This window comes from Mycobacterium hackensackense (assembly GCF_025822555.1).
Classification (GTDB): domain Bacteria; phylum Actinomycetota; class Actinomycetes; order Mycobacteriales; family Mycobacteriaceae; genus Mycobacterium; species Mycobacterium fluoranthenivorans.
Window position 1 is genome coordinate 317,801 of record NZ_JACKUC010000030.1, and the last position, 13,573, is coordinate 331,373.

Annotated in this window: 15 protein-coding genes; 6 read left to right on the top strand and 9 right to left on the bottom strand. The window is 68.6% G+C overall.

The window, feature by feature from the left end; translation table 11 throughout:
* The first annotated feature begins 17 nt into the window (after positions 1-17).
* Together H7J86_RS10995 and H7J86_RS11000 are read left to right on the top strand one after the other, a co-directional pair.
* Positions 18-755, top strand: coding sequence for an MBL fold metallo-hydrolase (locus H7J86_RS10995; RefSeq protein WP_267290924.1), 738 nt, complete (start codon positions 18-20; stop codon positions 753-755).
* Positions 752-1,504 (top strand): class I SAM-dependent methyltransferase, encoded by a 753-nt coding sequence (locus tag H7J86_RS11000; RefSeq protein WP_267290926.1) that lies wholly within the window; start codon positions 752-754, stop codon positions 1,502-1,504. Before H7J86_RS10995 ends, H7J86_RS11000 begins: the two co-directional genes overlap by 4 nt.
* On the opposite strand, the gene H7J86_RS11005 is transcribed toward H7J86_RS11000, so the two are convergent.
* Both H7J86_RS11005 and H7J86_RS11010 read right to left on the bottom strand, forming a co-directional pair.
* On the bottom strand, positions 1,497-1,787 hold the full coding sequence (locus H7J86_RS11005) for a hypothetical protein (RefSeq protein ID WP_090358807.1): 291 nt from the start codon (positions 1,785-1,787) through the stop codon (positions 1,497-1,499). The genes H7J86_RS11000 and H7J86_RS11005 overlap by 8 nt on opposite strands.
* Positions 1,788-1,796: 9 nt before the next feature.
* Positions 1,797-2,906 (bottom strand): LLM class flavin-dependent oxidoreductase, encoded by a 1,110-nt coding sequence (locus H7J86_RS11010; protein WP_267290928.1) that lies wholly within the window; start codon positions 2,904-2,906, stop codon positions 1,797-1,799.
* A gap of 93 nt (positions 2,907-2,999) precedes the next feature.
* Here H7J86_RS11010 and H7J86_RS11015 point away from each other — a divergent pair, with 93 nt between their 5' ends.
* Together H7J86_RS11015 and H7J86_RS11020 are read left to right on the top strand one after the other, a co-directional pair.
* Positions 3,000-3,392: a guanyl-specific ribonuclease gene (locus tag H7J86_RS11015; protein ID WP_267290930.1), complete on the top strand. Its 393-nt coding sequence runs from the start codon at positions 3,000-3,002 to the stop codon at positions 3,390-3,392.
* Positions 3,389-3,667 carry a barstar family protein gene (locus tag H7J86_RS11020; RefSeq protein ID WP_267290932.1) on the top strand — a complete coding sequence of 93 codons (279 nt, stop codon included), beginning with the start codon at positions 3,389-3,391 and terminating at the stop codon, positions 3,665-3,667. Before H7J86_RS11015 ends, H7J86_RS11020 begins: the two co-directional genes overlap by 4 nt.
* Here the strand turns inward: H7J86_RS11020 and H7J86_RS11025 are convergent.
* Entirely contained in the window at positions 3,664-4,329 is a 666-nt protein-coding gene (locus H7J86_RS11025; RefSeq protein WP_267290934.1) for a TetR/AcrR family transcriptional regulator, read from the bottom strand. The two genes, H7J86_RS11020 and H7J86_RS11025, sit on opposite strands and share 4 nt — an antisense overlap.
* Positions 4,330-4,380: 51 nt before the next feature.
* Between H7J86_RS11025 and H7J86_RS11030 the strand changes: the two genes are divergently transcribed.
* Entirely contained in the window at positions 4,381-5,493 is a 1,113-nt protein-coding gene (locus tag H7J86_RS11030; RefSeq protein WP_267290936.1) for an FAD-dependent oxidoreductase, read from the top strand.
* Here H7J86_RS11030 and H7J86_RS11035 read toward each other — a convergent pair.
* Positions 5,490-6,284: a glycosyltransferase family protein gene (locus H7J86_RS11035; protein ID WP_267290938.1), complete on the bottom strand. Its 795-nt coding sequence runs from the start codon at positions 6,282-6,284 to the stop codon at positions 5,490-5,492. The genes H7J86_RS11030 and H7J86_RS11035 overlap by 4 nt on opposite strands.
* Before the next feature lie 380 nt (positions 6,285-6,664).
* On the opposite strand from H7J86_RS11035, the gene H7J86_RS11040 reads away from it, so the two are divergent.
* Positions 6,665-7,525, top strand: coding sequence for an SDR family oxidoreductase (locus H7J86_RS11040; protein WP_167156350.1), 861 nt, complete (start codon positions 6,665-6,667; stop codon positions 7,523-7,525).
* Here H7J86_RS11040 and alr read toward each other — a convergent pair.
* The 5 genes from alr to xylB all read right to left on the bottom strand — a co-directional run bounded on the left by alr (position 7,471) and on the right by xylB (position 13,572).
* Positions 7,471-8,607 carry an alanine racemase gene (gene alr, locus H7J86_RS11045; RefSeq protein WP_267292861.1) on the bottom strand — a complete coding sequence of 379 codons (1,137 nt, stop codon included), beginning with the start codon at positions 8,605-8,607 and terminating at the stop codon, positions 7,471-7,473. The genes H7J86_RS11040 and alr overlap by 55 nt on opposite strands.
* A complete protein-coding gene (locus H7J86_RS11050) occupies positions 8,601-9,620 on the bottom strand; it encodes an aminotransferase class IV (protein ID WP_267290940.1) in 1,020 nt (339 codons plus the stop codon). The genes alr and H7J86_RS11050 overlap by 7 nt, the downstream gene beginning before the upstream one ends.
* Before the next feature lie 21 nt (positions 9,621-9,641).
* Positions 9,642-11,153, bottom strand: coding sequence for an APC family permease (locus tag H7J86_RS11055; protein WP_267290942.1), 1,512 nt, complete (start codon positions 11,151-11,153; stop codon positions 9,642-9,644).
* Between the two features lie 105 nt (positions 11,154-11,258).
* Positions 11,259-12,176 carry a LysR family transcriptional regulator gene (locus tag H7J86_RS11060; protein WP_235632895.1) on the bottom strand — a complete coding sequence of 306 codons (918 nt, stop codon included), beginning with the start codon at positions 12,174-12,176 and terminating at the stop codon, positions 11,259-11,261.
* Entirely contained in the window at positions 12,169-13,572 is a 1,404-nt protein-coding gene (gene xylB / locus H7J86_RS11065; RefSeq protein ID WP_267290944.1) for a xylulokinase, read from the bottom strand. Before xylB ends, H7J86_RS11060 begins: the two co-directional genes overlap by 8 nt.
* Position 13,573 lies beyond the last annotated feature (1 nt).

A 13,573-nucleotide genomic window follows, 5' to 3' on the forward strand; every position in this document is an offset into this window, starting at 1 on the left:
CGCCTAGACTCGACCCGGTGGGCGCCTCGATCGAATTGACAGCTGTCACCGACACCGTGCATTTCGTGCAGACCGACCTGGTCAACTGGACGCTGGTGACCGACGGCGACGGTGTGCTGATCATCGACGCCGGCTATCCGGGTCAACGCGGGGACGTCGTCGAATCGGTGCGCCGGCTCGGCTTCCAGATGCAGGACGTGCGAGCCTTCCTGCTCACCCACGCGCACGTCGACCATTTCGGTTCCGCCATCGGTTTCGCCAAAACCCTTGGCACACCGGTGTATACGCACGCAGCCGAGGTGGGTCACGCCAAGCGCGAATACCTGGAGCAGGTGGCGCCGATCGATCTGGTGACGCGGATCTGGCAGCCCCGGTACCTGGCCTGGACGGCCGCCATCATCGGCAAAGGCGCGCTGACCAGGGAGGGCATCCCGGGCACCCAGGCCCTGGGTGAGGACATCGCGGCCACCCTGCCGGGCACTCCGACGGCCATCCCCACCCCCGGCCACACCGGCGGGCACTGCTCCTATCTGGTGGACGGCGTGCTCGTCAGCGGCGACGCCCTGGTCACGGGGCACCCGTTGAGCTCGCGGCGAGGTCCGCAGTTGCTGCCCGGCCTGTTCAACCACGATCAGCAGGCCTGCCTGCGCAGCCTGGAGGCGCTGGGCATGCTCGACACCGAGGTGGTGCTGCCCGGTCACGGACCGGTGTGGCGCGGCCCGGTCCGCGACGCCGTCCGGCAGGCCGCCGGGTGAGCGGCCGGGCGCCGGTCCATCATGACCGGGAACGGGCGAACTCGTTCGGCTCCGCCGCGGCGCGTTACGACCGGCACCGCCCGCGCTACCCCGCCGCGCTCATCACGGATCTGGTTGAGCGCCAAGGCATTCGGGTGCTCGACGTCGGGGCGGGCACCGGTATCGCCACCGCGCAGTTGCGCGATGCGGGCGCCGAGGCGCTGGCGGTGGAACCCGATCCGCAGATGGCCGAGATCGCCGCACGGAAGGGCCTCGCCGTGGAGGTGTCCAGTTTCGAGGACTGGGATGCGAGCGGGCGCACCTTCGACCTGGTGGTGTTCGCGCAGTCGTTTCACTGGGTGGAGCCAGAGGCGGGGCTGCGCAAGGTCCGCACCCTGTTGGCCCCCGGCGGCCGGCTGGCGCTGCTGTGGAACCGCATCGTGCCCGTCACCCCGAGCCCGGCCGAACTCGGCCGCGCGTATGAGGGCATCCTCGAGGAATGGCAGCGGCCCTCCACCGATATCGAGGGCGCGCACCTCGACCCGCTGCTCGCCGCCGCCGGCCTGGCAGGTGAACGCCGGCGCTATGTCGAGCACCCGCACTACGCGTGCGAGGACTGGGTGGATCTGGTGACGACCTACTCCAATGTGCTGCGGCTACCTCAGGCCGAACAGGGCGAACTGCGGTCCCGGCTGACCGCGACGATCGGCGCGGCCGGTGTCCACGCCACCAACGACGCGCTGGCGGTGCTGTGCACCCGCCTCACGTGAGCACGTCATAACCGAGTAGGAACACCCCGGTCAGGAACAGTCCGCAGGCCAGGACGATGGCCGGCATCAGGATCATCCCGTCCAGCTCATCGTCGTCGAACGGGTCGGTGAGCACACGGCCGAACAGCACCCGGCCGATCACATTGCCACGCAAGGCGATCACGGTCCGTCGCATCCCAGGGGAATCGCTGTTGCGGCCGACGACGAGACGCAGACCGACCCCGGCCAGCGCCGTCAACAGGGCCGCCGCCAGGATCAGCAGCCCGACGGTCGTTTGCGACACGACACGAGCCTAACTCGCCCACCTCTTGGCGATCAGCTCATGGGACCGCAGCCTGTCCTCGTGGCGGTGGGTCACCGAGGTGATGACGAGTTCATCGGCACCGGTCACGCGCTGCAGCGCAGCCAGCCGGTCGGCCACCTGATCGGCATCACCGACGAATTGGGTGTCGAGCCGGTCCTGCACGAGGGCCAGCTGCTCCTCGGTCAGTGGGGCCACGGTGTCGGGGTCCGGATACGGGGCGGCACCGCCTCCGGCGCGGATGGAGTGCACCCAGTGGCCGTAACTGCCGGCCAGATGGCGCGCGGTCTTCTCGTCATCGGCGACCACCACATCGGCCGATACCACCACATAGGGTTGGGCCAGCGCGGCCGAGGGACGAAAAGCGTTGCGGTACGCGTCGATCGCCTCGAGTGCGGTGGACGGGACGATGTGGTACGCGGAGACGAAAGGCAGTCCGAGCTCCCCGGCCACCCGGGCGCTCTGACCTTTGGAACTGCCGAAGATCCACGGCCGCAACGATGTCGATTCACCGGGGGTGGCGTGCGCCTCGAATCCCCCGGTCTGATAGGTACCGCCGAGCAGCGCCACGATATCGGCCACCTGCTCACCGAAATCCGGCGAGACGGCCTCGGGTTGCTGCAAGGTCGCCATGATCGCCCGCAGCCGCGGATTGCGCATCAACGCGCCGACGTCGAACGGGGCGGGCAGCACCACACCGTCCACCACATGTCGTTCTCTGGGCGGCTTCGGGGCGCTCGGCGCTTCCCGCAGCGACTCGGTGCGGCGCTGGCCCGACCGTCCGACCCCCAGATCGATGCGGCCGGGGTAGAAGGCGTCCAGGATGCCGAAGCTCTCGACCACGGCGATGGCGGTGGTGTATCCGAGCTGCACCGCGGCCGCACCCACCTGGATGGTGCGGGTCGCCGCGGCGATCTGGCCGATCAGCACCGCGGGCGACGAGCTGGCCACCGCGACATAGTGATGCTCGGCCAACCAGTACCGGCGATAACCCCACCGCTCGGCATGCTGGGCCAGGTCGACGGTGTTGCGCAGTGCCGTGGCCGCGTCGCTGCCCGCGCTGATCGGCGCGAGGTCGAGGACGGAGAGCGGAACGGTCATCACGTCATGTCTAACGTGTCCGCGGCGGGTGCATTCCAGATGGGGGTGATCGGATCGCCGTGATCCGAAATCCGGCCTGCTAGCGTCGTGCCGATGCGCGCGGTGGCGGTGGTGGTGGCACTGGTGTGCGGCCTGTTGGCCGGCTGCACCACCACTGCTCCGACGGCCACCCCGACGGGCACCCACGCGGACGGCACGTGCGAGCTGAGTGGCCTGCCCCCGCAGGCCGGCGAGACGGTGCACCGCATCGAGTCCGGCGGCCCATTCCCCTACCCCCGCAACGACGGTGTGGTGTTCGGCAACTACGAGGGCAGGCTGCCGAAGCGGGAGCGCGGCTACTACCACGAGTACACGGTGCCCACCCCGGGCCGGTCCAACCGCGGGACCCGCCGCATCATCACCGGTGGGCAACCCCTGATCCGGCCGCCCGAGTTCTACTACACCGGCGATCACTACGAATCGTTCTGCCTGATCGGAGGCGTGTGAAGACGTACCGGATCGACGGGTCCCGGATCGGGTCGGCAGCGGACTTCTATACCGAGGTCGGCCGCGCGGTCAACGGTGACGGCGGCTATTTCGGGTCGAACCTCGACGCCCTGGCAGATTGCCTGCGCGGCGGCTTCGGCACACCGGAGGAGGGCGGTTTCCGGTTCGTGCTGGCCCCGTATCAGGGCGCCAGGGCGGCGATCGGCGAACCGGTGTGGAGCACGCTGCTGCGGGTGTTCGTCGACAACGGCGTCGACCTGTGGTTGAAGAATTAGCTCGCGGTGTCCATCCCCGCCAGGATCAGGTCGATCCCGGCCAGGAACTGCTCGCGGTCATCGTGATCGCGCAGCTGGGCGGCCACCGAGTGGACGAACGGGTACCGCGCGGGGTCGTTGCGTGTCCACTGCCGCACCACGTCGGCGAGAAACGCGGCGCGGTCCGCCCCCGCCACCTGCGACCGGGCGTTCTCGGCGTTCTGCGCCGCGACGCCCAGGATGTAGTTGGTCAGCGCGGACGCCGAATTGAACTGTGCCGCTTCGGGAACACCGAGCGCCCGGATCCGGCCGCCGATACCTTCGAAGATCTGCAGCAGTGCCGACCAGGGGTGGCGGTGCAACTGGGCACCGACCCAGGGATGCTCGTCGATCGTGTCGAACAGACCCACCGCGATGGCCCGGATCGCGTCTGCCGGCGTCAGATCGCCGGCCACCCCGGCCATGGCGCGGGTGACGATGCTGTCGGCTGCTGCGGCGAGCAGCGCGTTCTTGTCTGGGACGTGGTGGTAGATCGCCCCGCTGCCGGTGGCCAGTCGGGCGGCGAGTGCCCGGAAGGTCAGCGCGCCCTCGCCGTCGGTGTCGAGAATCTCGATCGCGGCCTCGACGATGCGCTCCTTCGACAGGGCATCCGTCCGGCGTTCGGCCACGCCCCATCTTGACATGTTTGGAACGTTGTTCCAACCTGGTTGGAACAACGTTCCAAAGGGGGCTGGATGACGACGCACGTGACGATCGTGGGCGCAGGTATCGGCGGACTCGTGCTGGCGCGGGTACTGCACGTGCACGGCATCCCCAGCACGGTGTACGAGGTGGAATGGTCCGCGGGCAGCCGCGCCCAGGGCGGACAGCTGGACATTCATCACGACACCGGCCAGCCGGCGCTGGAACTGGCCGGACTGACCGAACAATTCCGCGCGATCATCCACGTGGGTGCCGAGGCGGACCGACTGCTCGCGCCGGATGGCACGGTGCTCATCGACGAGCCCGACGATGGCGCCGGGCGTCGTCCCGAGGTGTTGCGCGGGGAACTGCGCCGGGTACTGCTCGACTCACTGCCCGTGAACACGGTGCGGTGGGGCCACAAAGTGGCCTGCGCCCGACCGCTCGGCGCCGGCCGGCATGAGCTGAGCTTCACCGACGGCGGCTCGGTACGCACCGAACTGCTGGTCGGCGCCGACGGCGCATGGTCGAAGATCCGACCACTGGTCTCGGACGCTGCACCCGGCTACGCCGGTATGACGTTCGTCGAGACCTATCTGCACGACGCCGACACGCGCCACCCCGGCGCCGCCGCGGCGGTCGGCGCGGGCTCGATGTTCGCCGTCGCGCCGGGCAAGTGGATCGGCGCCCATCGTGAGCCGAACGCCGTGCTGCACGCCTATGTGGCGCTGCACCGGCCCGCCGAATGGATCGCGGCCGTCGACCTCACCGACACCGCCCGCGTCGCAGCCGAATTCGACGGCTGGGCACCCGAACTCACGGCGTTGATCACCGACTGCGACGCGGGACCGACGGTCCGGATGATCCACACCCTGCCGACCGATCACCGCTGGGATCGCACCCCGGGCGTGACGCTGCTCGGCGACGCCGCCCACCTGTCGCCGCCGTCCGGCGAGGGCGCGAACCTGGCGATGCTGGACGGCGCCGAACTCGGCGCGGCGATCGCAGCCCACCCGGGCGACACCGAGGCGGCGCTGGCGGCGTACGAGGCGACGATGTTCCCCCGAAGCGAGTCCGCCGCCCTGGAAGCACTCCGGATGCAGGCCTCCTTCGGCGGTGCGCACGCGCAGTCCGAGCTGACGGGCACCCTCTCGCGCGAAGGCTAGCCGGACAGATCCGCAGTGAAACGGTCGCGCAGCGGATAGCGCACGGCCTCAACGTGTTTAAGCTCTGCCAGCTTGTACCGGCCGTACTGCCGGCGCATACCGCGCCGCATGTCGAGCAGCGCGGTGTTGGTGTAACGCCGCCTGCCGTGACATTCCGAGGCGCTGACCTTACCCAGGTGATTGACGAATGAGCGCTCGGTGACATAGATACCGAAGCCGGCCTCACGCACGCGGATACACAAGCCGACATCCGCACCCCAGGCGAACTTGCCGAACGTCCTACAGTCCAGATCGCCGACCGCCGCCCACGCATCGGCGAAGAACGCCATCGCCGTTCCGTCGATCCCGGCCACGCTGCGGTAGTAGTCACGAGGACGGTATTGCGAAGCGGGGCCCTTGTATTCGGAAACCTGCGCTCCCCACGATCCCTGGTCGTACAACGGGGACAGCAGGCCGATATCGCCCGGCAGCCGTGGATCCAGCACGCCGTCGAAGAAGCCGGAAGACAACCTCGTGTCGTTGTTCAGCGTCAACGCCACCCGGTATCCACTGGAGAACGCCACTCGGAAGCCGAGATTGGAGGCGCCCGCCCACCCGATGTTCGCCTTGGGGCGAATGACCTCTTCGCCGCCGAGTGGCACGTACCCTCCGCCGTTGTCGACCACCAGGACATCGGGTCGAGACGCCTGGGCACGGATATCCGACAACACGGCATGGGTGAGTTCGACGCGCCCGTAGGCCGGAATGATCACCAGGCATTGCGGCTTGTCACGCTCGATACGGTGCTGCAAATCAATCCCCCGCGAATGATCTTCAGACATAAGCGATATCGCCGAATCAGGGCGATTCCGGAACCTTAACGCAACCCGAGAGAGCCGTCGCCGAGATTCCTCTCGCCGTCCCGAACTACTTGCAAACGCAAGAATGCCCTACTCGTCAACTTGCGCAGGACCGCCGATTTCAGCAACACGATCTCGCGATAACGGCCGCGCCTGCCCCGCCGAGGCGAGGCGGTGCGCCCGCTCCGGCAAACCCCACGCGGTGATCATCGGCCGGCCGCCGGCCGGTCGGCAGCCATCAAACCGACGGACCGCTCGATCCGCGCATCGTGCCCGAAGGGAACCGGGAGCACACTTTCGCGAAAAACTTGACACATGTAAAGTTCGGTCCCATGGACAACATCAGGGGCAAGACCATCGCGATCACCGGCGCCGCTCGCGGTATCGGCTATGCCACCGCCAAGGCCCTGCTGGCTCGCGGCGCCCGCGTCGTCATCGGTGACCGCGACGTCGCGCTGCAGGAATCGGCCGTCGTCGAACTCACCAAGCTGGGACAGGTTTCCGGCTATCCCCTGGACGTCACCGACCGGGAGTCCTTCGCGACGTTCCTGGACAAGGCCCGCACCGACGGTGGCGGCCACATCGACGTGCTGATCAACAATGCCGGCGTGATGCCGGTCGGGGCGTTCCTGGACGAGACCGAACAGTCGATCCGGTCATCGCTGGAGGTCAACGTGTACGGCGTGCTCACCGGCTGCCAGCTCGCACTGCCGGAGATGGTCAAGCGGCGCAGCGGTCACGTCATCAACATCGCCTCGCTGTCGGGCCTGATCCCGCTGCCCGGTCAGGTGGTCTACGTCGGCGCCAAGTACGCCGTGGTCGGACTGTCCACCGCGCTGGCCGACGAGATGGCGCCGTACGGCGTCAACGTCTCGGTGGTCATGCCGCCGTTCACCAACACCGAGCTGATCTCGGGCACCAAGTCCAGCGGCGCGATCAAGCCCGTCGAACCCGAAGATATTGCGGCAGCCATCGTCAAAACCTTGGACAAGCCCAAGACCCACGTGTCGGTGCCGCCGCCGCTGCGGTTCACCGCGCAGGCCGCGCAGATGCTCCCGCCCAAGGGCCGGCGGGCACTGAACAAGGCGCTCGGCCTGGACAAGGTGTTCCTGGAGTTCGACAAGTCCAAGCGCAAGGCCTACGAGGACCGCGCGAGGGCCGCCCAGGGCGTCATCGAGTCCGGCGGCAAATAGCGCCGCTCGGTGCGCCCGCCGATCCCGGTGAGGATCTCGTAGTCGATGGTGCCGGTGGCGTTCGCCCAGTCGCCGGCGGTCACACCGACACCACCGAACAGCACCGCCCGATCCCCCTCGGTCACGCCACCGCCGTCGTGGCCGAGGTCAACCACCAGCTGGTCCATGCAGATCCGGCCGACCCCGTCGAAGCGGCGGCCGTTGATGTACACCGGCAGCCGGTTGCTCAGCGCGCGCGGCACCCCGTCGGCATACCCACAGGCCAGCACGCCCACCACGGTGTCAGCCGGCGCAACCCAGGCGTGGTTGTACGAAACACCCTGCCCGCCAGGGATTCTCCTGACCTGCGCCACCTCGGCGGTCATCGTCATCGCGGGTATCAACCCGAAGTCGCCGAGGGCCGGCACCGGGCTGCGCCCGTAGATCGCGATACCCGTTCGCACGATATCCCGGGCCAGGCTCCGATCCGTCAGCGCGGCAGCTGAATTGGCGAGATGCACCCGCTGCGGCCGCAGTCCGGCCCGACGCAGGTCCGCCACGCGGTCATCGAGCCCGGCGGCCTGGACGGCATTGAGCGGATGACCCGGCTCATCGCCACGGGCCAGGTGGCACATCACCGTGCGCAGCACCAGCGCCTCGTCTTTGAGCAGCGCACAGATATCGGGCCAGTCGCGTTCGCATACCCCACTGCGAGCCAGACCGGTATCGACCTTGACGCCGACGGTGGCGGTGCGGCCCAGCCGGTGCGCCGCGGCGATGACCGCGTCCAGCTGCCCCGGCGTGGACACCACCACCTCGACACCGGCCTGCACCGCAGCGGCGAAATTCGTTGACGGCGTGTGCAACCACGCGATCACCGGGGCCAAGACACCCGCTGCCCGTAGCGCAAGCGCCTCGCCCACGGTCGCGACCCCGATCTCGGTGGCCCCGGCCTGCAGGGCGGCCCGGGCCACGGGCGCGGCGCCGTGGCCGTACCCGTCCGCCTTGACCACCGCGATGACCTCGGCACCGGACCGCTCGCGCAGGACACCGACGTTGTGTGCGATGGCCGCCAGGTCGACGACCGCCTCGGGACTCAGTATTGGATCGCTTCGATCAGCGGGGACGGCTCGTCCATCAACGCCCAGAACCGGTCCCGGATCGCCACGGTCATCGGGCCGGGTTCGCCGTTCCCGATCGCCTCACCGTCGAGGGAGTTGATCGGCGTGACGCCGCCGGCGGTGGTCACGGCCATCAGCTCGTCGGCGTCGTAGAGCTCGTGGCTGGTGACGTCACGCAGGGTGGCCTCGATGCCCATCTGGTCGGCCAGCTCGAAGACGGTCTTACGAGTGATGCCGGGCAACGCATTTCGCGAGGGTGAGGCCAGCTTGCCGTCTTTGACGATGCAGACGTTGAAGCCGGGGCCCTCGGCGACGCAGTTGTCGGAGTCGAGCAGGATCGCGGTGCGCGCGCCACGATCCTTGGCCTCGAAGCTGGCGGCGGTGAGGTCACCCCACTGGTAGTTCTTGATGGTCGGGTCGACGGTGTTGCGGCCGGCTCGCCGGACGTGGCGCGGCACGATGGCGGTGGTGCCGAAGATCTGCTCGGCCGGTGGGAACGCCCACAGATACGGGATGGCGTAGATGTACACCTGATGGGTGAGCTTGGTGAGATCCTTCTCGCCCTTGCGCTTTCCGTATCCGCGGGTGACGGTCAGGTTCACGAACGACTCACGCAGCTGCGACAGCGAGACGCACTTCTTCGTGATCTCGGCGAGCTCGTCCTTGGTCAGACCCGCATCCAGCCTCAGCTTGCGGGCCCCGTCGAGGAGCCGGTCCAGATGATCGCCGAGCCGGAAGATGTTGCCGTGCCAGACATGCGCCACGGTGTAGGTCAGGTCGGAGTGACCGAACCCGGTGTCGAAGATCGAGATCTTGGCTTCTTCGGCGGGCATGTACTCGCCTTCGATCCAGGCCACCCCGCCCGCGAACGGGCTGGAGGTGTCGAGTTCGTAGTCGCTGTACTGGATCACCGAACCGGCCGGGGTGTCCTCGCGGATGGCGGCGCCGGGCTCGACGGCGACGAGATTGCTGGTGCCTGCGTCTGCAATAGTCATGTCGGACAGGTCCTTTCGGGGTTAGGAGGCGTGGGTCTTGACGTAGTCGGCACCGGCGTCGCCGCGGGCCAGCCGCGCCTTCAGGCCGGTGGCCCACCACAGCGCCGCGATGGCGACGATGCCGAGGAAGACCCATTTGTTGTTGGTGAACTGGGGCAGGAACAGCAGCGCGACGGCGACGCCGAGGAACACCACCAGCGCGGTGACGTACAGCGGGAGCCGCCAGCGGCCCAGGTCGAACGTGCCCGGCTCGCCCACCGGGATGGTGCCGCGCTTGTACCCGATGAGCAGGCCGATGGTCTGCAGGATGTAGACGAAGAAGAACAGCAGCGAGGCGATGCCGATGATGTAGTTGAACGCCTGCTCGTTCACCAGTGCCGAGCACAGCAGCAGCGCAGACAGCACACCCAGTCCGAGCACCGCGTAGGTGGGCGCCTTGCTCTTGGGTGAGACGTGCCGCCAGACGTGCGAGAACGGCAGCATGTTGTCCCGGGCCATCGAGTAGGTCAGCCGGGTGGCCACCAGGATGTTGGCCAGCAGACACGCCAGGATGTTCGTCAATGCCACGGCCACCACGATTTTGGTGACGACGGGGCCGGCCTGCTGGTTGATGATCTCCTCGATGGGCGCGCCCTGGTTGGCGGCGACGGCGGCGGTGTCGCGGATGGCCAACACGTAGACCATGTACATCAGCAGTTCGATGACGATCGACGTGACCAGCGCGTAGAACATCGTCTTGGGCACCACATGCCGGGCGTTCTTGGTCTCCTCGGCGACATCGGCGCCGGACTCCACACCGATGAGCCCGAAGAACGGGCCGAGCGCGGCGGCCAGCCAGGCCAGCATGTAGGAGTCCTTGTCCCCGGATTCACCGCCGGTGAACAGCACCGAGATGGGCTGGTGGTTCTCCGGCGCGGAGAAGGCGATGATGGCCACCAGCAGGGTGGCGCCGACCGTGATGACCAGTTCCAGGCTGACGCCGACGTTGTTCACCATGGTGGCGAACCGGACGCCGTAGATGTTGATCAGCACGCAGACGAAGACCACCGCGATGGCGAGCAGGATCTGGGCGCTCTGGCTCATGGTCCAACCGAACAGGCCGCCCAGGTAGCCGGACAGGATGAAGCCGACACCGGTCATCCCGCAGACCCAGCCCATCAGCGCGATGAACCCGGTGAACCAGGCCAGGTTCGGTCCGTTGATCCGGCTGATCCACTGGTACGAGTACCCGGCCAGGGGCAGCTTGGCGGTCAGGTCGGCGGCGATGAACGCCCACAGCGCGAACACCGCACCGGCCAGCAGCAGGGTCCACACGAACGGCGCCCCGGCGGTGAAGTAGCCCGCACCGAAGCCGGTGAACACCGCGGTGGTGGCGCTGATGGTGGCGAAGCCGATGGCGAAGGACGCCAGGGTGCCGACGGAGCGGTCCAGCTTCTGGGTGTATCCGAGTTCGGCCAACTTGGCGTCCTCGGAGTCGAATGCGGGCGGCGATGTATCAGGGGTTCCAGCGGGTCGTACCGGGGTATCGGTCATGGTCACTCCAGGTCAGGCGGAATGGAACGGCGACTGATGTAAGGAAAACGCCGACGGTCGTTCACCGGAAGTTCGATGTTTTGATGGATTGATAACCGCTGGTTATCAGCGGGCTGGTTCGTCCGGGGTGTCCCCGAAGCTCCAATGCGACTGCACGTGCCTGACCAGGGCATCCGCCTGGGGAGACAGGGCCGCCGGATTCCACGCCAGCGCCGTGTGACTCGGCGGCCGGTCTGTTATCGGCACGTAAACGATGCCGGGGCGGTCGTAGAACCGGGCCACCGACGAGGTGGTGAAACTGATGCCCAGGCCCCGCGCGATCGACGTCGTCTCGGCCTCGTACGTCGCAGCGACCGCGGCGATGGTCGGCGGCCGGTTCCCGCGGACATCCATCGCCAGCCAGTAATCCCGCCACGGGCCGGCCGTCAGCGGTGCGCACACGATCGGGTCGTCGAGCAGCTCGGCGATCCCCACCTCGTGCCGATCGGCCAGCGGATGATCCCTGGGCAGGCAGGCCACCCAGGATTCGGAATCCAGGATGAGCATCCGATGTTCGGGAAGATCCACCGGTGGCCTGATCAGCGCCACTTCGGTGGCACCCGAGGACAAACCCGCGGTCGGGTCGGCGAAATCGAACTCGATCGGTTCGACGCTGACCTCGGGATAGGCGGCCTCGAAATGCCGCACGATGCGGAAGAGCAGGTCGGCGCCGGTGCCGATCAGATATCCCAGCCGCAGCCGGCCCTGGCGGGTACCCGACAACGTCACCAGGTTGTCCACCACCGCGTCCACCCCGGCCAGGGCCTGCTGCACCTGCGGCAGCCAGGCCGCCCCCAGATCGGTGAGCGCGACCTCCCGGGTGCTGCGGGTGAACAGCACCACCCCGAACGCCTGCTCCAGCGCTTTGATCGCGGTGGACAATGCCGGCTGGGTGATGAACAGGCGCTCGGCGGCGCGGCGGTAGTTCAGCTCCTCGCCCAGGACGGCGAAGTAGCGCAACTGCCGCAGCGTCACTTCACTCACGGCGGCCGGCCGGCACCGAGGACGTGAGGTCGCGGACCTCGGCATAATGTGCCCGCACCGCGGGCACGGCATCGGCCTCGTAGCGCGCGGCGGCCGGCGGGTTCCACTCCGGCAGCGAGCCGGTCAGCGCCCACGCGGCCTGCCGCGCCGCGCCGAGCGCGACGTATTCGGCCGGGTCCGGCACGTGCACCGGGACACCGAAAACGGTGGGTGCGATCTCACGCAACGCCTGCGATTTGGCGCCGCCGCCGACCAGCAACACCCGCCGCGCCGGCACCCCCAGATCGGTGAGGTGGTCGAGCCCGTCGGCCAGCGCGCACAGCAGACCTTCCACCGCGGCCCGGGCCAGGTTGGCGGCGGTGGCATTGCCCACCCGCAGGCCGTGCACCGCACCGGTCGCGTCGGGACGGTTGGGGGTCCGCTCCCCTTCCAGGTACGGCACCATCACCAGGCCGTCGCTGCCGGGCGGGGCCGAGCATGCCAGCCGGGACAGCTCGTCGTGGCCGACGCGCAGCAGAGTGGCCGCGGCGTCGAGCACCCGTGCCCCGTTGAGCGTGCACACCAGCGGCAGGTGCCGGCCGGTCCCATCGGCGAAACCGGCGACGAACCCTTCGGCGTCCCTGGCCGGGACCGCGGCGATCGCCGAGACCACCCCCGAAGTGCCGATCGACACGATGACGTCCCCCTCGACGGCCCCCAAACCCAGTGCGGCAGCGGCATTGTCGCCCAATCCGGCGCCGAACACCTGGCCTGCGGCCGCGATGCCGGCTCCGGGTGCCAGCACCCGCGGGAGGGCGGGGCGGCGGCCACGCAGGGCCAGCTCCAGAAGATCGGTGCGGTACTCGCCGGTGCCGGCGTCGTAGTAGCCGGTCCCGCTGGCATCGCTGCGGTCGGTGACGACGGCGGCCGGATCGGTCTGGCCACCCAACCGCCAGCTCAGCCAGTCGTGCGGCAGGCACACCGTGGCCGTGCGGTCGGCGGCGGCCGGTTCGTGGTCGGCCAGCCAGCGCAGTTTGGATACCGTGATGGCGGCCAACGGCACCACGCCGACCGCGTCGGCCCAGGCCTGCGGCCCGCCGAGTTCGGTCACCAGATCTGCTGCCGCCTGCGCCGAACGGGTGTCGTTCCACAGCAGCGCGGGGCGCACCACCTGGCCCCGGTCGTCCAGGCACACCATGCCGTGCTGCTGCGCACCGACCGATACCGCGGAGATGTCATCGAGCCCGCCGGCGTCTGCGATGGCCACCGCGGCAGCGGATTCCCATGCCGACGGCTCGATTTCGGTGCCGTCGGGATGACGGGCCCGACCCTCCCGCACGACGCGCCCGGTATCGGCGTCGCAGATGAGCACCTTGCAGGACTGCGTCGAGGAGTCGATTCCCGCGATGAGGGCCATG

What these genes read in the sequence shown, in the direction of transcription:
- H7J86_RS11010 (WP_267290928.1), bottom strand. Translation starts at nt 2,906, where the DNA reads ATGACCGTTCCGCTCTCCGTCCTCGACCTCGCGCCGATCAGCGCGGGC.
- H7J86_RS11015 (WP_267290930.1), top strand. Translation starts at nt 3,000, where the DNA reads ATGCGCGCGGTGGCGGTGGTGGTGGCACTGGTGTGCGGCCTGTTGGCC.
- H7J86_RS11025 (WP_267290934.1), bottom strand. Translation starts at nt 4,329, where the DNA reads ATGTCAAGATGGGGCGTGGCCGAACGCCGGACGGATGCCCTGTCGAAG.
- H7J86_RS11030 (WP_267290936.1), top strand. Translation starts at nt 4,381, where the DNA reads ATGACGACGCACGTGACGATCGTGGGCGCAGGTATCGGCGGACTCGTG.
- H7J86_RS11040 (WP_167156350.1), top strand. Translation starts at nt 6,665, where the DNA reads ATGGACAACATCAGGGGCAAGACCATCGCGATCACCGGCGCCGCTCGC.
- H7J86_RS11050 (WP_267290940.1), bottom strand. Translation starts at nt 9,620, where the DNA reads ATGACTATTGCAGACGCAGGCACCAGCAATCTCGTCGCCGTCGAGCCC.
- H7J86_RS11055 (WP_267290942.1), bottom strand. Translation starts at nt 11,153, where the DNA reads ATGACCGATACCCCGGTACGACCCGCTGGAACCCCTGATACATCGCCG.
- xylB (WP_267290944.1), bottom strand. Translation starts at nt 13,572, where the DNA reads ATGGCCCTCATCGCGGGAATCGACTCCTCGACGCAGTCCTGCAAGGTG.